Here is a 20901-nt window from a genome sequence, read left to right on the forward strand (position 1 = left end):
TCTGCTCACGCAGTCAACACAAGGCAGAGAGTTGCCGATTCCACCAACGTTTTGGCCCCTTTTCGCCTGCACTGCGTGACGGGTTGCGCGGTGACATCGCGCCCATCCTCTGCTTTACGGGGATGGAGGGGGCGGGGCCACCCTTGGGCGAAATATCCCGGTGTGGACGCGTTTGTCTGGTGCGGCATCCGGGGGGCGGGCGGCGCGTGATAAAGTGAGGGGACAGGACAGATGACAGAGATTTATGACACCGTGCGCGAAGATACGGGCGCAATGGACGTGGCCCTTGAACGTAACGGCGGAATTGTCCGGCTGGCGCCCGCATGGGTGCCGCGCGTGTTCTGCACGCCGGGGCGGCGCATTCGCCTGCATCCTGATGACTATTTCGCGTTCGGCGCTGGGCGCGGCGGGATTGATGAACGCTGGTTTGCATCGGCGGTGCGCGCTGAAAACGGCCCCGACACCACGGCGCATGAAGGGCTGTCGCTGGTTGTGGGCGAAAATGGCGTGCTGCTGCCCTTTGATGCGTTTGTGGCCCATCATGGGGCTGACCTGCTGGGGCAGCGACTATGGGACGTGCATGGCGGTTGGCCGATGTATTCCAAGTTCTTCGACAACCAGCAACCCTTGCCCTTTCATCTGCACCAGACCGAGGAAAAGGCAGCCCTTGTGGGCAAGCGCAGCAAACCCGAAGCCTATTTCTACCCGCCCGAGGTCAACAACCATCTGGGCGATCAACCCATCGCCTATTTCGGCCTGCGCCCGGATGTGACGCGCGATCAGGTGCGCGATGCCCTGCGCCGCTTCGGCGCGGGTGGCGATAACCGCATCACGGATCTGGCCGTCGCTTACCGGCTGCGCTTGGGTACGGGCTGGGATGTCCCTGCGGGTATTCTACACGCGCCCCCATCTGTGTGCACATATGAGCCGCAAGCCGCGTCGGATGTGTTCTCGATGTGGGAAAGCTGGTCCAACAACCGCGAAGTGCCGCAAGACCTGCTGTGGAAAGACGTGCCTGCGCAGCATCATGGCGATCTGGATTTCCTCATGTCGCTGCTGGAATGGGACGACAATGTTGACCCGAACTTTGCCGCCAAGCGCTTTTCGCCCAAAATTCGCACCGCGCGCTCGGTCGCTGCGGGCGACGCTGCGGGATGGGTAGAAAGCTGGATCACCTACCGCTCGCCCTATTTCAGCGCCAAAGAATTGCGCGTCGCAGCGGGGGCAGAGGTCACATTGCGCGAAGACGACGCGCACGGTGCCATCGTCATTGCGGGGCGCGGGCGCATGGGCGGTCTGCCCGTCGCCGCCGCAACAGCAATCCGCTTCGGCGATCTGAGCGAGGATGAGGTGTTCGTATCAGCGCAAGCCGCCAGTGCATTGCGGGTGGTCAATGACAGCAGCACAGAGACACTTGTGATCCTGCGCCATTACGGCCCCGGCAACGCAGAACTGGCCGCCGATGATCTGGCGGGGCATGGGGCGCTGCGAATGCCAGACTGATACCTGATGTCGGTTGCTGCATTCCCCCAGACATGCGCAGGGAACGGCAGCGCCACGCAAGCGCGGCGCTTAACTCTCAGGTGCTGCTGGCACAGACATGCCCATATCCACTGCTTCGCGGCGCAATTCCTCACAAAGCAGGTCGCAAAACCTGCGGCGCGGTGATGTCGGGTCGAACATCAGGCCCAGCAGTCGCAACGGCGGCGGGTCACCCAAAGGCATGACGCGGAATTGCGGGTTTTGCAGCTTTGGATGCTCGGGCACGACCGAAACCCCCAAACCCGCCGCCACCAAGGCCAGAACCCCGTCTTGCGTGTCCACTTCCATGACGGTCTGAACCTGAATGCCGTTATGTTCCAGCGCGCGCTCCACCATCTCGCCGACCCGCGCCTGACGCGAAAAGCGGACATAAGGATTATGCTGCAACAATTCCCGAAAATCCGCGCCCTTGGCCCCGGCATGGGCCAGAACGACCAGACGTTGGGCGCTGATCGTGTGGAATACGAAACCGGTGGCCACTTCGGTTGTGCCTGTGGTCAGCGCCACATCAATCAGGCCCGCGCGCAATGTCGCGTCCAGTTCATGCGCAAGCCCCGTTGTCAGGCGCATTTCCAGATTGGGATGGCTTTCGCGCAAGCGCCGCAATGCTGCGGGCAATAGGGTCGACACTGCCGTATGCACAGCGCCGATACGCAGCTTGCCGGCGTTGCTGTCGCGGCGCAGGCTGTGGGACAGGTCTTCCCATATGGCAATGACTTCGCGGGCGCGCTCGATGAAATCGCGGCCCTCATGCGTCAGCACGGGCGGGCGGCGGCTGCGGTCGAACAGGCGCATATCCACATCTGCCTCAAGCCCGCGCATCTGCACACTTATCGCCGAGGCTGACAGGTCCAACGCCTCTGCGGCTTGCGCAAAGCTGCCGTGATCGACCACCGCGATAAACGTATACAGGGACTTCACATCCATCTGATCGGCCCTTTACCCGCCACTGAACCCGCGCCACAGCAGGTTTACCCCAAGACAGCCCAGCACCACCAGCACCAATACCCGGAACCGGTGCGCCGGCACATAGGCCACCATGCGATTGCCCAGCCACATGCCCCCGATTGCCGCAGGTAGTGCGACGGCGGCCAAAAACAGCCGCTCAGGTGTAAAAAGGCCAACCAGCAGAAACGCCCCCGACACCAAAACCGCCGACAAAATGAAAAACAGGCTGAGCGCTGACAGAAATTCGCGCCGCTCGACCCGTAACCCGACCAGATACATCACGAATAAAGGGCCGCCCACAGTTGTCAGCGCCCCCACGATCCCGCCCAGAATGCCCGCGATCCAGCCCGCAGGGCGTTCCTGCGACGCTCTGATCCCAAGATTGACCGCGCTGAGTGACAGCACCGAGAAGGTCACCACAACCGCTCCGAGTGCCAGCAACAAGACATCATCCGAAAAGGCTGACACCATCGCTGTGCCCAGCGGCACCCCGATCACGATCCCCCACAGCACTGGCGCAAAGCGCGTGGCCGTCTCGCGCATCTGCCCCATTTGCAGGAATTGCGCGATATTGGTCAGGAACAAGACCACCACATTCACTGCCAGCGCCGCGTCGACCGGCACAAAGAAGGGCAGGATCGCCATTGTCGTCAGTGGCAGGCCAAACCCCAACGCGCCCTTGACCATCCCCCCAAGGACAAAGACTGCTGCAACAAGCGCTGCATCCGCAGGGGTAATCGTCGTCAGAAAATTCATACGTGCGCGTTCAGGTTTTGGGGCCTTGCGGGGCCGATTTCTCTCCGTAAGCCCCAAGCTCGCGCTTCAGGCGCGCCGCTTTGACAGTGGACCGGATGATCAGAACAACCGAGATGACGGTCATGCACAAGAACAAAATCGTGATTGGCCCGCGCGCGAATATGCTCAGATCGCCGCGTGACATCAGAAGCGCCTGCCGAAAGTTGTTCTCCAGCATTGGCCCCAGAATGAACCCGATCAGGAAGGGTGCCGCCGGAAAGCGCAGGATCAGCATGATATAGCCCACCACCCCCATCACAAGCATGACCGCCACGTCAAAGATCGAGTTGTTGACCGCATAAACCCCGTAGATGCACAGCACCAGCACACCCGGAAACAACAGGTTCGAGGGGACATCCGCAATATAGCGAAACGCCCGGATCGCAACAGAGCCGATGATAAGCAGCAGAAACGAGCTGGCGATCAACCCGATGAACAGCGCATAGACAAGATCGGCATTGTTCACGAACAAAAGCGGCCCCGGCGTCAGGTTATGCACCATGAACGCGCCGATGATGATGGCCGTTATCACGTCACCCGGAATGCCCAGCGACAACAGCGGAATCAGCGTGGCACCCGCCACCCCGTTATTGCCCGCCTCTGCTGCGGCGACGCCTTCGACCTCGCCCTTGCCGAAATTGTCACGGTTGGGCGATGCGCGGCGCGCCTCGGAATAGGACAGGAACGCAGAGGGCGCAGCCCCGATGCCGGGAATGGCGCCCAGAAACACACCAATGGCGCTGCCGCGAAAGATAGATTTCAACGAGCGCCGGAAATCCACCATTTTCAGTTTTGAGTAACCCATGCCGCGCACGCGGTGATCGGCAGATGCGGATTTGCGCATATAGGCGATGATTTCAGGCAGGGCGAACAGCCCGATCAGCACGGCGATGAAATTCAGCCCCCCGCGCATATCGACCGACCCGAAGGTCAGCCGCTCGGACCCTGCGATCAGATCAAGGCCGACCGTCGCCAGAAGCAGACCGAGCGAGGCCGCGACAATCCCCTTGACCAGACTGTCGCCAGACACACCGGCGATGATCGTCAGTGAGAATACAATCAGCGTGAACATCTCGGGCGGGCCGAAATTCAGTGCGAAAGAAGCCAGCCAAGCGGCAAAGACAATCAGCGCAAGGTTCGAGATCAAATCAGCAATGCAGGACGCATAAAGCGACATGCTCAACGCTTCGCCCGCGCGGCCCTGTTCGGCCATTGGGTAGCCATCCAGCGCGGTCGCCGACGACGCGGGCGTGCCTGGCGTCTTGATCAGGATGGCCGGAATGGACCCGCCGAAGATGCCGCCCTTATAGACCCCCAGCAACAGCAAAATGCCAAAGATCGGTTGCAGCGCAAAGGTGAAGGGCAAGGTCAGGGCCACGGCCATTGTCGCCGACATGCCGGGGATGGCCCCTGCCACGACCCCGATGGTCACACCTATCGCCAGAAAGAAGATGCTTTCCCATTGCGCGACCATGATAAAGCCCGCGCTGAGTGCTTCGAGAAATGTCACGGCAGCCTCACAATCTGGCCCTGAGGTATGGCAACCCCGGCGACCTTGGTGAAAAACAGATACAAAAGCAGCGGCAGCAAGATTGCGATAATCATGCCCCAGCCCAGATTTTTGCCCCGGCTCAGCAACACCATCAGCGCATAGGCAATCATGCAGACCCAGACCATGCCGACAACCGGCAGCGCGAAAAAGATGCCAATCAAAATGGCGCCAAGCGCCAGCAAACGCAGCCCCTCGGGGCGCGATACGGACAGATCATCGGCCACAGCATCAGGTGGGGCGGGGGCCAAGGCCGCGCGCAGCACCAAAATCAGACCGCAGCCCAAAATCGTCCAGGCAATGATCCTTGGCCAGAACGCAGGCGACAGCGCCAAAATCGGCACGCGCCGTGGCGTGGTGATATAGGTCGGAATGATCCACCAAAGCACCAATGCGCCAAGTGCCATGACACAGAGTCCGGTCAGGAATTCATCGCGTCGCGAGAGCATGTGATCTCCGTTTCAACGCTGGCGGAGCCGTGGCGTCCCGCCAGACGTGCAGCATGGACTGCGAATGCCCCTCACAAGCGGCAGGCGTTTGTGAGGGGCGTTGGTCAGGGCCAGCAGGCCGCAAGCATCAGTCGATTTCCAGATCAAGCTCGACAACCAGTCGACGGAAGCTTTCATAGGCGCTGTTGACGAATTCCACCGTTTCATCCGGCGACATCACTTGCACGATGGACCCGCCAGACGTCATGAAGCGCTGGAAATCCTCGTCTTGGGTGGCTTCGGCCAGCCATTCACCCCATTTCTCGGTCGCCTCATCGGTCAGGCTTGCAGGCCCGGCAAGGCCAGTCCAGCCAACAAGTGCGGCCAGTTCCGGCTTGCCGATCTCCTCGACTGTGGGGGCGTCAAACCCATCCAGACGCTCGGCCGATGTCACCATGAGCGGGCGCATTTGCCCACTGTTGATGAACGGTGCCGCGGGCGAGGTGCTGCCGCAATAAAAGTCGGAGGTGCCCTGCAAAACGGCGGTCAGCGCCTGACCATCGCCTTCGGTCGGAATGTGAATGACATTCTCATCCAGATCGGACACATCGAACGCATCCAGCACCATCAGCGCGCCGAAATGGGGCAGTGACCCAACCCCGGACGAACTGAAAAGGATTTCGCCGGGGCGGTCATTGACCGCGTCGATCAGGTCATCAATGCTGTGAAAATCCGAATTGCTGTTGACGACACAAGCAACGGGGTTGATCTCATAGATACCCACGAAGCGGAATTCATCCAGCGTATAAGGCAGGTTCGGGTTCATGGCCGGGTTCACCGTGTGCGACCCGACGCGCGCAAGAAGCAACGTGTAGCCATCGCCCTCGGCATCGCGCACAGCAACCGAACCGGTTGCCCCGCCTGCGCCCGCGCGATTAGTCAGCACAATGGATTGCGGCACAATCTGCGACAGCGGTGTGGACAGGGCGCGTGCCGACAGGTCAGTCGCGCCGCCGGGGCCGAATGGAATAATCATCTGGATCGTGCGTGTGGGGTATTCAGCGGCAACAGGTGCGGCCAAGGCAGCGGCCGATACGCCCATGCCGAGTGCGATCAAAGTGGTCTTCATGTTAACTCCTCCCAAGTTAAGAATGACTTCGGCTTGCGCCGGAAGTCACGGTTGCTGCCCGGTGTCAGGGCTGGCTGGTAACAGGCGAAGCGACCTCCTTTCGTTGCAGAGTTGTGCAGGGTTAGTGCGCGGACCCTGCGGGCGGGGTGTTGCCCTGCACGACCGGGGCCGGTGCCGGGCAGATCCGCACATTCACACAGGCGGGTTTTCTGGATTTCTGTGCATGGTCCAGCGCTTCGGCCAAGGCCGCTGTGCTGTTCGTGTTCACAAAAACCCCGAAGCCGCCAAGGGCCTGCGCGGCCAGATCATAGCGCGCCATTGGCGAGAGCGCGCAGCCATAGGTGCGGTCCGGGCCAAATTCGCGGATCTGGATCTGGTGCTCGGCATTCCAGACATGGTCATTGCCGATCACCGCCACAAAGCGCGCCTCCTCGCGCGCTGCGGTTTCGTATTCAGCCAGCAGAAACCCGGCTGTGCCATCGCCCATTGCGGCGATGACAGGCACATCGGGGCAAGCAATGCTGGCTGCAATCGCATAGGCGGGTGCGGCACCGATTGCGCCTGACACGCCGTTTATCACGCGCGGGCCGTCATGATGAATGGCCTGCATCCATTGTCCGAACTCGCCCCCGTCGACCACCAGCACCGCGCCCGGCGATTTTGCCAGTTGCGCCGCGACAGCCGCGCCCACCTGCGCGGCGTGCAGCGTATCGGGACCAGAGGCCGTCGCCGATGGCACCTCAGCCCGCAGGGCCAATGCCTGCGCCGAATGTGCAAGCCAATCGGCGCGGTCAGGCACGTCGGCGGCCTGCGCGATCAGTTTTCGCAAGGCAGGCAGCGCGTCGCCCTGACAGGCAATATCAAGCTGTCCGCCAATGCGTGCGCGTGCGCGCTCAATCTCGGGGGCTTCGGGGTCAACCACTGCGAAGCGCGCGTCTGGCGTGCCCATGTCCTTGCCCAGAAACCCTGTTGTGAAATCAGCCGATTTGCCCAGCAGCAAGATACGATCCGCTGTGCGCGTCAGGTCAATCAACGCACCCAGCGAGGGGTCGCGCAAGCCGCGGGGGCTTTCCATGCAAATAACAGGTACATTCAGCGTCGATTGAAGCTGCGCCAGCGCGTCACCTGTCCGCGTGCGCGCAAGTGCAGGGCCGGTCAGCACAACCGGGTGCGCCGCGCCATTCAGGAATGTCACAAGCCTTTCAGCATCCGCATTGGTCAATGCCTGCTCGCCATAGGTCAGGGCAAGGGCACTGTGCGCAGGCGCGGTCAATGGGGCGGTCAGCACATCGGCGGGCAAGGCCAGATGCACAGGTCCGGGCCTGCCAGACAGCGCCGTGGCAATGGCTGTCGCAAGCTCCGAGGGCAACCGGTCGGCAGTGCTGGCGCGCCGTGCAAGCTTGGTGACGGGCTGCGCCATTGCAACCTGATCCATTTCCTGAAACGCGCCCATACCATCTTGATTACGCGGGGAATCCCCGCTGAGCAGCAGCACCGGTGTTTCAGAGGCGCGTGCAGAAATCAGCGCGCCCAAAGCGTTGCCAAATCCCGCCCCCGCCGTCACAAGCGCGACGCCGATTTCGCCCGTCAATTGCGCATAGGCTTCGGCCATATAAACGGCGGCGGCTTCGTGCCGGACATGAACCAGCCGGATGCCGCTGTCCAGAAGCGCATCATAAACAGGCATGATCTGATTGCCGGATAAGGAAAAAATGCAACGCACGCCTGCGCCTTGCAGGGCATGCACTAGGGCATGCGCCCCCTGATTTGTCTGATGATCTCGCAAGAATGGTCCTCCTGCGGCCATCATTCAGTTAGCGTGAAAAAAATTCAAGTTATTTTTTCGACATTGATAAAATTAACCGAATGTGCTTGGGTAAGCTGAACAAGGATGCGTGGGATTTGTAGGGGAAAAGCAGTGCTTTAGGCAATATTGCGGCTTTTGTTAATTTTTACTTACACAAAGCCTAAATATTTTTTCCTTTTAGTTAGCAGATGAATACATCTAAAATCTCACAAACTGCCCGCAGGATGGAAAGTAAACGTGTCAGACCGAGAGAGCATAACCGTAACCGTGCAGCGCGGCGGGCCAGAAACGCCCCAGTATCCGCAGGAATTCGAGGTGCCCGCCTTCGAGAGTCAGACCGTGCTGGACGTGGTTTCGTGGATTCAGCAGAATGTCGACCCGACCCTGACCTATCGGTTCGCCTGTCGTGTCGGCATGTGTGGGTCTTGCGCCATGATGGTGAATGGCGTGCCCCGCTGGACCTGCCGCACCCATGTCAACAAAGTGCTGAAAGGCGGCAAGATCGAGGTTGGCCCCTTGCGCAATCTGCCTGTCATCAAGGATCTGGCCGCCGATATGGACCCGTTCTTTGACAAATGGGTTGCCGCCGAGGGGCGCCACCACCCCACCCTAAGCCGCGATGATGCGATTGCGGAAATCGACCCTGAACAGGCACAGCGCAAAGAGGCCAGTCTGGGGATCGAGTGCATAAACTGCTCGATTTGCTATTCGGCCTGCGACACGGTGGCGGGGGATTCTGATTACCTTGGTCCGGCTGCACTACAGCGCGCATGGACACTGTATAATGACGGCCAAGACGCGGACAAAGACGCGATCCTTGACGCCGTGTCTGGCAAGGGCGGGTGCCATTCGTGCCACTCTATGGGGTCTTGCACCGCCTATTGCCCCAACGGACTGGACCCGTTGTCCGCCATTGCCGGATTGAAACGCGCGACGACACAGCGCTTTTTCAGGGGGAGAGCCAAATGACACCCTTTCATCTGTATATGGCGCAACGGCTGAGCGCGCTGGTCATGGCCCCGTTCGTGTTGGTGCATCTGGGCGTCATGATCTACGCCATTCAGGGCGGTCTGACGGCAGCGGAAATTCTGGGCCGGACGCAAGGCTCGGTGTTCTGGTTCCTGTTCTACGGCATGTTCGTGGTGGCTGTGGCGCTTCACGCGGCCCTTGGGTTGCGGGTGGTCTTGTCCGAATGGGCAGGGCTGCGGGGGCGCACACTGACCGTCACAGCTTGGATCATCGGCCTTGGGCTTTTGGGGCTTGGCGCGAATGCGGTCTGGGCTGTCACGGCAGGGGGGATGTCATGAAAGCAGTGGCGCGCGCCCATCCGCTTTGGCTGGCCTATATCCTGCACCGCCTATCTGGCATCGGGCTGGCGCTGTTTTTGCCGTTTCATTTCTGGGTGTTGTCGCTGGCGCTGAACAACGCTGCACAGCTTGACGCCTTTCTAACGCTGTCCGACCTGTTCCTTGTCAAACTGGCGGAAACGGGGCTGGTTTTCCTGCTGGCCGTTCACATGTTCGGCGGCCTGCGACTGATGGCGCTGGAGTGGCTGCCGTGGTCGCCCTCGCAAAAGAGATGGGCCGCCGCCGCCACCGCTGGCGCGTTCTTCATTTCCATTATTTTCCTGATGCAGGCAATCTGACATGTTCACCGTAAAAGATATCGACCGGCACGACACCGACATTCTTATCCTTGGCACAGGCGGGGCGGGGTTGTTCGCGGCATTGCACGCCCTGCAAACCGCACCTGAAGGCACGAAAGTGACCATCGCCGTCAAGGGGCTGATCGGCAAATGCGGCTGCACGCGCATGGTGCAGGGCGGCTATAATGTGGCGGTGGGCGGCGGCGACAGTGTCGAGCGGCATTTCATGGATACTGTGCAGGGCGGCAAATGGCTGCCCAATCAGGATATGGCGTGGCGGTTATGCGAACAGGCCGTGGTCCGCATCCGCGAGTTGGAGAATGAGATTGGCTGCTTCTTCGACCGCAACGCCGATGGCACGCTGCACCAGAAAGCGTTTGCAGGCCAGACAGCGGATCGCACTGTGCATAAGGGCGATCTGACCGGCATCGAGATCATCAACCGGCTGATGGAACAGGTCTTGGCCCGTCCGGTCGAGAAATTGCAGGAACACCGCGCCATCGGCCTGATCCCCACCAAGGACGGCAGCGCCTTGGCGGGTGTGCTGATGATCGACATGCGCACAGGCCGCTTTCGGTTTGTCCGCGCGAAAACCGTGCTGATGGCCACGGGCGGCGGTCCCACCATGTACAAATACCACACCCCCAGCGGCGACAAGACGATGGACGGGCTGGCGATGGCACTGCGTGCGGGCCTGCCCCTGCGCGATATGGAAATGGTGCAGTTTCACCCAACGGGCCTGCTGGCGGGCGACCATACCCGCATGACCGGCACTGTGCTGGAAGAGGGGTTGCGCGGGGCGGGCGGGCAGTTGGTCAACCATTCGGGCCAACGCTTCATGTTCGACTATGACGCCAAGGGCGAACGCGCCACGCGCGATGTGGTCAGCCGCGGCATCTATTCGGAAATGCGCAAGAACAACAATCCCGAACAGGAAGGGGTGTTCATTTCCATGGCCCATCTTGGCCCCGACTTCGTGGCCAAAAAGTTCAAGGGCATGGTCGAGCGTTGCGCCGATTGCGGCTTTGATCTGGCGGGCGGCAAGGTCGAGGTGGTGCCAACCGCGCATTACTTCATGGGCGGCGTGGTGGTCGATGTGGACACACGCACCGCGATGGAGGGGCTTTATGTTGCTGGCGAAGATGCCGGGGGCGCGCATGGCTCTAACCGGCTGGGCGGCAATGGTGTGGCGAATTCCACTGTTTATGGCGGCATTGCGGGCGATGTCATGGGGATGGATATTCGCCAGATGGGCACGCTGCGCGCCCCCGATGAGGGCGTGTTAGAGGCAGAGCTGGCCCGCGCCTGCCACCCGCTGACCCGCGCGCCGGAACTGGTGCTGCCATTGCGGCAGCAGTTGCAAGAAGTGATGTGGGACGAGGTCGGCGTCATGCGCCATGAGGCGGGGTTGCAGCGTGGGCTAAGCGGCATCGCGCAAGTGTCTGACGCGCTGATGGATGTGGGGGTCGCGCCGGACAATCTAGCGTTCAACCTGACATGGCATGACTGGCTGAACCTTCGCTCGCTCTGCGACATCTCTGAAGTGATCGCCAAAGCCGCCCTTGCGCGCGACAATTCGCGCGGTGCGCATTACCGAGAAGATTACCCAGACCCCGGCGCGATGGAAGACAGCTATTTCACGGTCGCCCAAGCCAAAACCGGCCCTGTCGAAGTGACCCGAGAGCCGGTGCAATTCACCATCGTGCGACCGGGCGAGACGGTCTTGCCGGACGGTTCCCCCGAAACGCTGGTTGCCGCACAATGACGGAGGCGCAGATGATCCCCCTCGACCTGATCCAGACCACCGCCGAGCGACTTATGGACAAGGCGGCCATCGAGATTCCGCAAGACTATCTCGATGGGCTGCAAGAAGCGGCAAAAACCGAAGATGGCGACCTGTCATCCTTTGTGCTCAAAGCGATGCTCGACAATTACGAGGCCGCGAAAGAGGACCGCCGCGCAATGTGTGGCGATACGGGCGTGCCGCGCTGGTTCGTGAAAATGGGCAATGACGCGCAGGTTCAGGGCGGCATGGTGGCACTTGAGGGTGCTTTGCGCCGCGCCACTGCCAGCGCCACCAACGGCGTGCCGCTGCGCCCCAACCGCGTGCACCCGCTATGGCGCACCGACCACAACAACAATGTCGGCATCGGCGCGCCTGAAATCGAATACGGGTTTGAACCCCATGGCGACTGGATCGACCTGATTACGGTTCACAAGGGCGGGTTGTTCGGCACCGATTACCGGATGTTGTTTCCATCCGACGGGGTGCAGGGGATCAAGCGCTTCTACCTCGACAGTCTGATGGCATTCGGCAAGCGCGGGCTGGCCTGCCAGCCTGCGATCATCGGTATCGGCTTGGGCGGGTCAAAAGACACCTGCATGACCCTTGGCAAACGGGCATCCGTGCTGCGCACTGTGGGCAGCCGCAATTCCGACCCGCGCATCGCTGAAATGGAAGACGAGTTCAAGGAATTGGGCAATTCCATCGGCATGGGCGCGATGGGGTTTGTCGGCAAGAACATGGTGATCGATTGCAATATCGAAGTGGGGTACTGCCACACGGGCGGTATGCCCATGTCTGTGCACGCGTTTTGCCTGTCGTCGCGGCGCGCCGTGGCGCGGCTATGGCCCGATGGGCGGGTCGAATACCGCACCGACCCCGAGTGGTTCACCCCCTATCAGCGCCGCGAAACTGTCGATTGGGAACCCGCACAGGAGGCCGCAGAATGAGCGTGCGCGAGATACGCCTGTCCACCACCCCGACGGCTGAGGCGATTGCCGACCTTAAACTGGGCGATATCGTCTATCTGGACGGGCTGATGTATACAGCGCGCGAAGGCGTCTATATGCGTGCATTGGAACAGCAGGCCAATATCCCGATGGAACTGCCGTCCGAGAGTGCGGCGAATTTCCACTGCTCGCCCGCCGCGCGAATCAATGCAGACGGGTCATTCGATATGGGCGCAGTCACGGCTACCGCGTCGTTCCGCTTTGCCAAATGGCTGCCGGAATGGATGGCCAAGACAGGGGCTAAGCTGATTATCGGCAAAGGTGGCATGACCTCGAAGGACTATAAGGAATATTTCGTGCCCAATGGCGCGGTGTATCTGTCCACCGTGGGCTATGGCACTGGCGCACTTCTGGGGCGTGGCGTGGAAAAGGTCGAGGCCGTTCACTGGAACGAGGAACTTGGCCTTGCACAAGCCATGTGGGTCATCCGTTGCAACAAGATGGGGCCGTTTATTGTGGCGTCCGACATGAATGGCGATTGCCTGTTCGAGCGTGAAAATGCCAAGATCAGTGAAAATATCGCGCGCGTTTATGAGGGCACGAAACCTGCGATCCTCAAGCGCTATGGCGAAAGCGATGACCGATCGGATGAGGTGATCTGACATGACAGACAGCCCCTTTACACCGGGTGCCACGCGCAATGGCGTGCGAGAATTCACCCGCGAGGAAGTGGGCCTTGCAAACCGCAATTCCGGTGCACTTCTGGAAACGCTGGACTGCGATATTACGCCCGCAGGCACGCATTACCTGCTGACCCATTTTGATGTGCCAATGCTGTCTGCACCCGATCATGTGCTGGAATTTGCGGGCGCGTTTGACGCGCCTTTCACCCTGAGCATGGACGAGATTATGGCCCAGCCGCAGGTCACGCAGCCGGTGACGCTGGAATGTGCGGGCAATGGCCGCGCAGGCATGGACCCGCGCCCCTTGTCGATGCCCTGGATGTACGAGGCTGTTGGTACATCGGAATGGACAGGCACGCCGCTTGCCCCCTTGATCGCCCGCGCAAAACCGCACGACAGCGTGCAGGATTTTGCCTTTATCGGTGCGGATTTCGGCTATGACAAAGGGGTTGCCCATGCCTTTGGCCGCAGCCTGACCCCGCAGGACGTGGCGGAACTGGATGTCATGCTGGTCTGGGGCATGAATGGCGCGCCGCTGTTGCCGCAGCATGGCGCACCGCTGCGCCTGATCGTGCCGGGGTGGTATGGCATGGCCTCGGTCAAGTGGCTGACGAAGATCGAGGCGTTGGAGCATCGCTATCAAGGCTTTCAACAGGTCGAAACCTATCGCTTTCGCGCCTGTGAGGGCGATCCGGGCCAGCCTGTCACCCGCATTCATGTCAGATCGCTGATGAAGCCGCCCGGTGTGCCGGATTGGTTCACGCGCGACCGCTGGGTGCCAGCGGGGCGTGTCACGTTGTCGGGGCGGGCATGGTCCGGGGGCGGCGTGCCGATTGAGCGGGTCGAGGTGTTGCTGAGCGGCGACTGGCACGATGCCGCGCTGACGGGCCGCGCGGGCCGCTACGCGTGGACGGGTTGGCAGATTGATTGGACGGCCACACCGGGCCTGCATGAACTGGCCTGCCGCGCCACCGATGCCGAAGGCAATCGCCAGCCCTTGAGTGCGGCGCAAAACCTTGGCGGGTTTGCCAATAACTCCGTGCACCGTGTGCGGGTGCATGTGGCCGAAAGTGCCTGAAGCGCGGTCACAGCCCTACCACAGCACATTCGCCAAAGTGCCCAGACCCAGCACCAGCGACAGCCCGATCAGCAGCCGCCGGAAAGCGGTGTCGCTGGTGCGCCGGAACACCCATAACCCCGCCTGCACCGCCAGAAACGACGCGGGCAACGCGATCAGAAATGCGGTCATCGTGGTCGGGGTATAGACCCCGCGCCACCACAGCATGGCCGTGGTCGCACCCAGAATGCTGACATTGAACGGTTGCAGCACCGCGCGGGTTTCTGCCTTCGGCCAAGGGCGCATGGAACACCAGATCACCAACAGCGCACCCGACAGCCCCGCCATGCCGCCAAGGAAGCCACCCGAGAAGCCCATCATGCTGTCCAGCACCGGAGTGCGGCGCTCGAATTTTGGAAGGTTTTTTCGCAGGCTGAAAAAACCGCCATAGACGATCAGCAAGGTGGCGATCAGCAGCTTGAGCATATCGGCATTGATAACCGTCAGCAGCGTAACCCCGACCGGCACGCCCACCAGCCCCGGCAGGATGAACCGCATCAGCCGCGCCACATTCTGGCGCAAGGCGTGGCGCACTTCCCAAAGCCCTTGCATACCAGTAACCACAGACATCAGCGTGACCACACCCACCGCGCTGACAGGGTCCAGCGCGACCATCAAAAACCCCAGCGCGAACAGGGCGGTTCCGGTGCCCGCCAGCCCGTTGATGAACCCGCCCGCCAGTGCCCCGGCAACAATAAAGGCAATGTCGTGCCAACTCATGGCGCGGTCAGGTCAGACAGCGGGCGGGCGGTTTCAACGGCGCTGACGAATGCCTTGTGAATCTCTTCGATCACGCGAATTTTCGGGTTTTCCTTGTGAAAGGCCAGCCCAACGATGCGCAGGGGTGCATCCGCGCCCAAGGGCAGCCAGCGCAGGGGCAGGGCACCGGGATTGGCCACACAGGGCGCAGGAACAATCGACACGCCTAGATTGGCATGAACCATGCTGGAAATCGCTTCGAGGTTCTCCAGCTCCATCGTTTCAGACACGCGGACAGCGTTGTTTTGAAGCCATGTCTCGATCAATGTGCCGACCACGGCGTCGCGGTTGAACCGGATGAACGGGTGCTTTTGCAAAATCTGGATCGGGTCTGTTTCGGGAATTTCGGCAGATGTGACCAGATGCAACCGCTCTTCGGCGATGTTGAGAAACCGCATTCCGATCGGCAGGATGATCGGCTTGCTGACCAGCGCCACATCCAGTTGCCCGCGGTCGATCCCGCTGAGCAAGGCCCCTGTCAGCGCGGGATGAATGCGCAGGCGAAGGCCCGCGTGCTTGCTGCGCAAAATCGACATCGCCATAGGGGTCAGTCCGGTCAGGGTGGTGGGCACTGCACCAAGCGCCAACTCGCCCTGAAACCCGTCATCGCCCAGTACGGAAGGAACAAGATTGTCGTAGTCGTGCACAATCTTGCGCGCCTGCGCAACGACGCTGCGCCCGGTGGGCGACAATGTCGGTGTGCGGCGGCTGCGGTCGAACAGGACCAGCCCAAGGTCTTCTTCAAGGGCGCGCATCTGCTGGCTGACAGCGGCATGGGTGATGAAGACAGCATCCGCCGCTTCCCCGAATGTCTTGTGGTCGGCAACAGCAATCAGGGTTTTGAACAGACGGATCGACATGGCCTTTGGTAAGCCTTTCTTACATTAACATTCACACATACTAACGTTTATGTGTATTTTATTAATGAATACCGAAACGTCGACCGGACAGCAAGCCATGACACTACGCCGCACCGCCCAAGCGTGGAGCAGATCGCCGCTTGCGGATGTTGCGCAACCCGAAGGGGCGCAGGTTCAGAACTCGACGCCTTTTTGCGCCTTGATCCCGTCGCGGAACGGGTGCTTGACCAGCGTCATTTCCGTGACCAGATCGGCCAGTTCAATCAACTCTGGTTTGGCATTGCGTCCGGTCAGCACCACATGGGTCATGTGCGGTTTTTCATCACGCAGAAAATCAACCACCTCGGAAATCGGCAAATAGTCGTAGCGCAGGGCGATGTTGATTTCATCCAGCAGCACCATGCGGATTTCAGGGTCGCGGATCAGCGCCTTGGCCTGTTCCCAGCCCGCGCGGGCCGCCGCGATGTCGCGGTCGCGGTCTTGTGTGTCCCAAGTAAACCCCTCGCCCGAGACGACGAATTTGCACTGCTCTGTAAAATTCCGGCGTAGAAATTCACGCTCTCCTGTGACCCAGTTGCCCTTGATGAACTGAACCACGGCGCAGGGCATTTCATGGGCGATGCAGCGCATAATCATGCCAAAGCCCGATGATGACTTGCCTTTGCCCGCGCCCGTATGCACCACGATCAGACCTTTCTCATCGGTCTTGGTCGCCATCATCTTGTCCCGCGCTGCTTTGATTTTCTTCATTTTCTCGCGGTGGCGGGCGGCGTCATCAGTGTCGGTCATGTCTGTGTTCCTTGTGGTGTCTCGGTTCGGGTTGCCTGTGTGCCGTGATCTGGCGCAAACCATGTCCGCGCGGCGCGAATTTCGCAAGGCCCAGCGGCAAGATCAAGAACAGTGAATTTTGCAGCGCGCCGCTGATTGTGCCGCCGCGCGCACATAGCCTGTGCGGTATTGGGGTGTTTTCATCCCACCGGGCAAAGCGCAGATGTGTGGCAGATTAACGCATAGGAGATACCGTATTGGGGCTCGGCGCGAATCACGACCGTTGTGAATTGAAATCCGAGGTTGATTGATGTGTCGTTGCCCTTGGCACGCTGGGCTGCGTGTCAACGGGGTCGTGCTGTGAAGCGCGCCCCAAGATATCCAATACGAAAGGGCAACGACATGGATTTGTATATCGGTTTAGACGTCTCTCTTGCAAGCACCGCGATTTGCGTGGTGTCCGCGCAGGGCAAGGTGGTGAAAGAAACGGCCGCGCCGAGCGAACCCGAAGATCTGGTGAGGGTCTTGCGTGGCCTGCCCGGGCGCGTCGTTGGGGTAGGGCTTGAAGCTGGGCCATTGTCGCAATGGCTGTATCAGCATTTGACCGAGGCTGGCTTTGCCACCGTTTTGATGGAAACTCGGCAGGTGAAGGGTGCGCTGAAGGCGATGCCGATCAAAACAGACCGGCGCGACGCCGAAGGGATTGCGCGGCTCTTGCAGATGGGGTGGTTCCGATCGGTTCATTGCAAATCCCTGTCGGCACAGGAAATGCGCGCGCTGCTGTCTTCGCGCAAGGCAATCCAGCAAGCGACCCTCTCGCTTGAGCTGTCGATCCGTGGAGTGCTGCGCAACTTCGGACTGAAGATGGGACAGGTGGCCAAGGGGCGGTTTGAACAGCGGGTGCTGGAGCTGGCCGAGGGCAATCCTATGCTGGAAGCTGCCGCGACCCCGATCCTGAGTGCGCGCCGTGCCCTGCGTCAGGAGCTGGCAGGGATGGAGAAGTTGCTGCGTGATCATGCCAAATCGGATCGCGTCTGCCGTCAGTTGATGACCATGCCAGGCGTTGGTTACCGCGTGGCTCTGACGGTCAAGGCAGCGATTGATGACCCTGAACGATTTCGATCTTCCAGAGACGTTGGTCCCTGGGTTGGCCTGACGCCACGCCGCGAGCAATCCGGTGAACGCGATATCATTGGCGAGATCTCACGGGCGGGCGATGCGGGGCTGCGCACGGCGCTTTATCAAGCGGCAACGGTGATGTTGCATAGCGGGCGCCCCAATTGGCTGAGTGCCTGGGCTTGGAATGTCGCCAAACGGCGCGGAAAGAAGCGCGCGACAGTTGCGCTGGCGCGTCGGATCGGGGTGGTTCTGCACCGCATGTGGCGAGACAACGCTGAATTTCGCTACACCCGCTCTGATGCTGTGGCGGCCACCACAGCATAGGCTGTGAAAAACCGCACCCCCATTCACATCAGAGTTCTGAAGCAAAAGGAGAGATAGGCCGCGCCTGACGGCGATGGCTCACCGAGGTCCCCAAGCCGGGACGCGGTTCCCGATGATGCCGACTGTGGGCTAGTCACCAGATAACCATCTGAGTGCGCCTAGGAGATAGGCACGCGGGAACCGTTCTTGGACTGGGTATAATGTAGCGGCCACAGCGCTGACTACGGATGGAAGCACATTCCGGTGCGGGATATTTCGGTGATGCTGATGCGCGCAAAACAAGGCCAAACACACAGCTTCTTCAAACTACAGGGGCGCCGCGGCTCCTATCCCCGGGGCGTTCACCGCTGCGATAGATGGATGTCTTCGCGCTGAACGCCCCTCGCCGTGGTTCTCCTGCAATGATCCCGATCCGCAGGATCGGCCAATCGATGACACCCTCGCAGCCAACAGCTCAGCCGGGGGCGAGACTTTTTGTGAAAATATCTCTTGATAACACCCGCCCCAATATGGAAGCCTGCATCATGTCTGTGAAACCACGTATCGCCATTATTCTGGGGACAACGCGCGACTCGCGTTTTGGCAACACCCCTGCTGACTGGATTCTGAACCGCGCGAAAGCCCGCGCTGATTGGGATGTTGAACTGGTCGATCTGAAATCCTTTGATCTGCCCTTGTTCAACGAGGTTGCGTCAAACGCATGGGCGCCTTCGGAAAGCAGCGCGGCACTTGCTTGGCAGGCAGAAATTGCAAAGTATGACGGCTATATTTTCGTGACCCCCGAATACAACCGCTCGATCACGGGCGCGCTGAAAAACGCGCTCGATCAGGCCTATGTCGAATGGAACAAAAAGGCGTTCGGGATTGTCAGCTATGGCTCGGTCGGTGGGACACGCGCCGCTGAACACCTGCGCAGCATCGGGATCGAGTTGCAGATGGCCTCGACCCGGTCCGCTGTGCATATTGGTGGCAGCGATTTCTTCAGCGTTCACCCGCTGGGCGGTGATCCAAAGCCGATCGAGTCGATTGAAGGCTCTATCGGGGGTTCGGCGGATTCGATGCTGGACGAGCTGGATTGGTGGACCCGCGCCACAATGGCGGCACGCGGCTAAACCTGCAAAGCTGAACGAAAATCAAAGGGGCGCGTCCTGCGCGCCCCTTTGATAGAGGAAAGATCATAGTCTTGGTTTCATCGATTGCTTTCCGGTCGTGCCAAGAGCGTTACTGACGCGCCGCGCGCGACTCTTGCTGAATGGCAACACCCGCGCTGGTCATGTCCTGACCCGCGCCTTCAACTGTGTTGCAAGCAGCGAGCACTAGTGCCTCGCTTCGGGGTATTTGACAGCTTTGATTTTTTCTGAATCTCTGTGGAGCGTAGCAGCTTTCTGGGGGTGAGATGATGACAAGAGGGTGCAAGCCGAAGTATGTAGTTCGACTGACGACAGAGGAGCGTGAACACCTTGAAGGGATGATCAGAACGGGTCGGCAAGCCGCCTACAGACTGCTGAAGGCGCGGATTTTGCTGAAGGCGGATGTGTCCTCTGATGGCCCGGGATGGGAAGATGCGCGCATTGCCGAGGCATTAGAGACCAGTCTCTCGACTGTTTTCCGCACCCGGCGCCAACTTGTGGAGGAAGGGCTTGAGGCGACTTTAGCGCGCAAAGTTCCAGCGTCGCTTTCACAACCTCGGATCTTCGATGGGCAAGCCGAGGCCAAGCTGATCGCGCTTGCCTGTTCCGAACCACCCGAAGGATATACGCACTGGACACTCAGGTTGTTGGAAAAGCGGGTTGTCGAACTGGGCATTGTTGAGCAGGCCAGTGATACCACAATCCAACGCACGCTTAAAAAAACGCGCTCAAACCGCACCGGAACCGGTACTGGGTAATCCCACCCAAAGCCAACGCTGGTTTCGTGGCGGCCATGGAGAATGTGCTGGACGTCTACACCCGTCCACACGATCAAAACCGTCCGCTGGTTTGTCTGGACGAGACCAGCAAACAATTGACCCGTGAGACCCGCACACCCATTCCCATGCAGCCAGGGCGCGAGGCGCGCCATGACTACGAATATGAACGCGCAGGTGTCGCCAGCCTGTTCATGTTATTCGCTCCTCTGGAGGGCTGGCGCCACGTCGAGATACGCGATCGACGCACTGCCATCGATTATGCCCATATCCTGCGCGATCTGGCTGATCTCCACTTTCCCTATGCCGAAAAGATCGATCTCGTGCAGGATAATCTGAACACCCACAACCCTGCATCGCTGTACGAGGCTTTCCCGCCTGCCCAAGCGCGCCGCATCGCACAACGGTTCGAATGGCACTACACGCCAAAACATGGGTCTTGGCTCAACATCGCTGAATGTGAACTCAGCGTCCTCGCTCGCCAATGTCTGGCCCGGCGCATCCCGGACAAAACTATGCTGAAGGCCGAAGTCGATGCATGGACAACAAATCGCAACTCCCAACGCGCCAAAACCAACTGGCAGTTCACAACTCAAGACGCGCGCACAAAGCTTATCCGGCTTTATCCGCAAATCGAGTGAATCGCAGGACTAGTATACCCAGCACTGGCAGGGTTCTGCGAAGAATGGTCATTTTAGTCACTCCTGTCTGATATTCGCACACAACGCAGCAGGACCGATTTCGTTGCAATAAAAGTGCCTTATGCCGAAAACGTGTCAGCTACGCGTG

20 protein-coding genes are annotated in these 20901 nt (G+C 60.2%); 11 read left to right on the forward strand and 9 right to left on the reverse strand.

Annotated elements, in window-relative coordinates:
- Positions 1-231: 231 nt before the first annotated feature.
- Positions 232-1503: a cupin domain-containing protein gene (locus BD293_RS16975; RefSeq protein WP_211841050.1), complete on the forward strand. Its 1272-nt coding sequence runs from the start codon at positions 232-234 to the stop codon at positions 1501-1503.
- A gap of 69 nt (positions 1504-1572) precedes the next feature.
- Here BD293_RS16975 and BD293_RS16980 read toward each other — a convergent pair whose 3' ends face one another.
- The 6 genes from BD293_RS16980 to BD293_RS17005 form a co-directional block, all read right to left on the reverse strand.
- The gene (locus BD293_RS16980; protein ID WP_142083821.1) at positions 1573-2469 is read right to left on the reverse strand and encodes a LysR family transcriptional regulator; all 897 of its coding nucleotides are present in this window, start codon (positions 2467-2469) and stop codon (positions 1573-1575) included.
- A gap of 12 nt (positions 2470-2481) precedes the next feature.
- Complete coding sequence (locus tag BD293_RS16985; protein ID WP_142083823.1) at positions 2482-3246, reverse strand: sulfite exporter TauE/SafE family protein; 765 nt, start codon at positions 3244-3246, stop codon at positions 2482-2484.
- A gap of 10 nt (positions 3247-3256) precedes the next feature.
- The gene (locus BD293_RS16990; protein ID WP_142084705.1) at positions 3257-4759 is read right to left on the reverse strand and encodes a tripartite tricarboxylate transporter permease; all 1503 of its coding nucleotides are present in this window, start codon (positions 4757-4759) and stop codon (positions 3257-3259) included.
- A 32-nt stretch (positions 4760-4791) separates the two neighbouring features.
- On the reverse strand, positions 4792-5283 hold the full coding sequence (locus BD293_RS16995) for a tripartite tricarboxylate transporter TctB family protein (protein WP_142083825.1): 492 nt from the start codon (positions 5281-5283) through the stop codon (positions 4792-4794).
- 127 nt (positions 5284-5410) lie between these two features.
- Positions 5411-6391: a Bug family tripartite tricarboxylate transporter substrate binding protein gene (locus BD293_RS17000; RefSeq protein ID WP_142083828.1), complete on the reverse strand. Its 981-nt coding sequence runs from the start codon at positions 6389-6391 to the stop codon at positions 5411-5413.
- Between the two features lie 121 nt (positions 6392-6512).
- Positions 6513-8201 carry a thiamine pyrophosphate-binding protein gene (locus tag BD293_RS17005; RefSeq protein WP_342781408.1) on the reverse strand — a complete coding sequence of 563 codons (1689 nt, stop codon included), beginning with the start codon at positions 8199-8201 and terminating at the stop codon, positions 6513-6515.
- 234 nt (positions 8202-8435) lie between these two features.
- Here BD293_RS17005 and BD293_RS17010 point away from each other — a divergent pair, with 234 nt between their 5' ends.
- Genes BD293_RS17010 through BD293_RS17040 form a run of 7 tightly spaced genes read left to right on the forward strand, consistent with a single transcriptional unit; the run spans position 8436 to position 14337 of the window.
- Positions 8436-9167, forward strand: coding sequence for a succinate dehydrogenase/fumarate reductase iron-sulfur subunit (locus BD293_RS17010; RefSeq protein ID WP_170207173.1), 732 nt, complete (start codon positions 8436-8438; stop codon positions 9165-9167).
- Entirely contained in the window at positions 9164-9505 is a 342-nt protein-coding gene (locus BD293_RS17015) for a succinate dehydrogenase (RefSeq protein ID WP_142083830.1), read from the forward strand. The genes BD293_RS17010 and BD293_RS17015 overlap by 4 nt, the downstream gene beginning before the upstream one ends.
- Positions 9502-9843: a succinate dehydrogenase, cytochrome b556 subunit gene (sdhC, locus tag BD293_RS17020; protein WP_142083832.1), complete on the forward strand. Its 342-nt coding sequence runs from the start codon at positions 9502-9504 to the stop codon at positions 9841-9843. The genes BD293_RS17015 and sdhC overlap by 4 nt, the downstream gene beginning before the upstream one ends.
- Position 9844: 1 nt before the next feature.
- Positions 9845-11608, forward strand: coding sequence for an L-aspartate oxidase (locus BD293_RS17025; RefSeq protein WP_142083835.1), 1764 nt, complete (start codon positions 9845-9847; stop codon positions 11606-11608).
- Between the two features lie 11 nt (positions 11609-11619).
- On the forward strand, positions 11620-12576 hold the full coding sequence (locus BD293_RS17030) for a fumarate hydratase (RefSeq protein ID WP_142083837.1): 957 nt from the start codon (positions 11620-11622) through the stop codon (positions 12574-12576).
- A complete protein-coding gene (locus BD293_RS17035) occupies positions 12573-13238 on the forward strand; it encodes a fumarate hydratase C-terminal domain-containing protein (protein ID WP_142083839.1) in 666 nt (221 codons plus the stop codon). The genes BD293_RS17030 and BD293_RS17035 overlap by 4 nt, the downstream gene beginning before the upstream one ends.
- 1 nt (position 13239) lies before the next feature.
- Positions 13240-14337 (forward strand): molybdopterin-dependent oxidoreductase, encoded by a 1098-nt coding sequence (locus BD293_RS17040; protein ID WP_142083842.1) that lies wholly within the window; start codon positions 13240-13242, stop codon positions 14335-14337.
- A gap of 15 nt (positions 14338-14352) precedes the next feature.
- Here the strand turns inward: BD293_RS17040 and BD293_RS17045 are convergent, their stop codons facing one another.
- The 3 genes from BD293_RS17045 to cobO form a co-directional block, all read right to left on the reverse strand.
- The gene (locus tag BD293_RS17045) at positions 14353-15096 is read right to left on the reverse strand and encodes a sulfite exporter TauE/SafE family protein (protein ID WP_142083844.1); all 744 of its coding nucleotides are present in this window, start codon (positions 15094-15096) and stop codon (positions 14353-14355) included.
- Positions 15093-15995 carry a LysR family transcriptional regulator gene (locus BD293_RS17050; RefSeq protein WP_142083847.1) on the reverse strand — a complete coding sequence of 301 codons (903 nt, stop codon included), beginning with the start codon at positions 15993-15995 and terminating at the stop codon, positions 15093-15095. The genes BD293_RS17045 and BD293_RS17050 overlap by 4 nt, the downstream gene beginning before the upstream one ends.
- A gap of 174 nt (positions 15996-16169) precedes the next feature.
- The gene (cobO, locus tag BD293_RS17055; protein ID WP_142083849.1) at positions 16170-16784 is read right to left on the reverse strand and encodes a cob(I)yrinic acid a,c-diamide adenosyltransferase; all 615 of its coding nucleotides are present in this window, start codon (positions 16782-16784) and stop codon (positions 16170-16172) included.
- Between the two features lie 381 nt (positions 16785-17165).
- On the opposite strand from cobO, the gene BD293_RS17060 reads away from it, so the two are divergent.
- The 3 genes from BD293_RS17060 to BD293_RS17075 all read left to right on the forward strand — a co-directional run bounded on the left by BD293_RS17060 (position 17166) and on the right by BD293_RS17075 (position 20753).
- Positions 17166-18206: an IS110 family RNA-guided transposase gene (locus BD293_RS17060; RefSeq protein WP_142079327.1), complete on the forward strand. Its 1041-nt coding sequence runs from the start codon at positions 17166-17168 to the stop codon at positions 18204-18206.
- Between the two features lie 524 nt (positions 18207-18730).
- Positions 18731-19318, forward strand: coding sequence for an NADPH-dependent FMN reductase (locus BD293_RS17065; RefSeq protein WP_142083851.1), 588 nt, complete (start codon positions 18731-18733; stop codon positions 19316-19318).
- 287 nt (positions 19319-19605) lie between these two features.
- Positions 19606-20753, forward strand: a protein-coding gene (locus tag BD293_RS17075; protein WP_142084307.1) for an IS630 family transposase whose coding sequence is annotated in 2 segments (ribosomal slippage) — positions 19606-20053 and positions 20053-20753 — 1149 coding nt in all. Because the reading frame shifts where the segments join, the coding sequence is not laid out codon by codon here.
- Positions 20754-20901 lie beyond the last annotated feature (148 nt).

This window comes from Roseinatronobacter monicus (assembly GCF_006716865.1).
Lineage (GTDB): Bacteria > Pseudomonadota > Alphaproteobacteria > Rhodobacterales > Rhodobacteraceae > Roseinatronobacter > Roseinatronobacter monicus.

Coding starts and splice junctions, on each gene's coding strand:
- BD293_RS16975 (WP_211841050.1), top strand. CDS start 232: ATGACAGAGATTTATGACACCGTGCGCGAAGATACGGGCGCAATGGAC.
- BD293_RS16980 (WP_142083821.1), bottom strand. CDS start 2,469: ATGGATGTGAAGTCCCTGTATACGTTTATCGCGGTGGTCGATCACGGC.
- BD293_RS16985 (WP_142083823.1), bottom strand. CDS start 3,246: ATGAATTTTCTGACGACGATTACCCCTGCGGATGCAGCGCTTGTTGCA.
- BD293_RS16990 (WP_142084705.1), bottom strand. CDS start 4,759: ATGGTCGCGCAATGGGAAAGCATCTTCTTTCTGGCGATAGGTGTGACC.
- BD293_RS16995 (WP_142083825.1), bottom strand. CDS start 5,283: ATGCTCTCGCGACGCGATGAATTCCTGACCGGACTCTGTGTCATGGCA.
- BD293_RS17000 (WP_142083828.1), bottom strand. CDS start 6,391: ATGAAGACCACTTTGATCGCACTCGGCATGGGCGTATCGGCCGCTGCC.
- BD293_RS17005 (WP_342781408.1), bottom strand. CDS start 8,201: ATGATGGCCGCAGGAGGACCATTCTTGCGAGATCATCAGACAAATCAG.
- BD293_RS17015 (WP_142083830.1), top strand. CDS start 9,164: ATGACACCCTTTCATCTGTATATGGCGCAACGGCTGAGCGCGCTGGTC.
- sdhC (WP_142083832.1), top strand. CDS start 9,502: ATGAAAGCAGTGGCGCGCGCCCATCCGCTTTGGCTGGCCTATATCCTG.
- BD293_RS17025 (WP_142083835.1), top strand. CDS start 9,845: ATGTTCACCGTAAAAGATATCGACCGGCACGACACCGACATTCTTATC.
- BD293_RS17030 (WP_142083837.1), top strand. CDS start 11,620: ATGATCCCCCTCGACCTGATCCAGACCACCGCCGAGCGACTTATGGAC.
- BD293_RS17035 (WP_142083839.1), top strand. CDS start 12,573: ATGAGCGTGCGCGAGATACGCCTGTCCACCACCCCGACGGCTGAGGCG.
- BD293_RS17040 (WP_142083842.1), top strand. CDS start 13,240: ATGACAGACAGCCCCTTTACACCGGGTGCCACGCGCAATGGCGTGCGA.
- BD293_RS17045 (WP_142083844.1), bottom strand. CDS start 15,096: ATGAGTTGGCACGACATTGCCTTTATTGTTGCCGGGGCACTGGCGGGC.
- BD293_RS17050 (WP_142083847.1), bottom strand. CDS start 15,995: ATGTCGATCCGTCTGTTCAAAACCCTGATTGCTGTTGCCGACCACAAG.
- cobO (WP_142083849.1), bottom strand. CDS start 16,784: ATGACCGACACTGATGACGCCGCCCGCCACCGCGAGAAAATGAAGAAA.
- BD293_RS17060 (WP_142079327.1), top strand. CDS start 17,166: ATGGATTTGTATATCGGTTTAGACGTCTCTCTTGCAAGCACCGCGATT.
- BD293_RS17065 (WP_142083851.1), top strand. CDS start 18,731: ATGTCTGTGAAACCACGTATCGCCATTATTCTGGGGACAACGCGCGAC.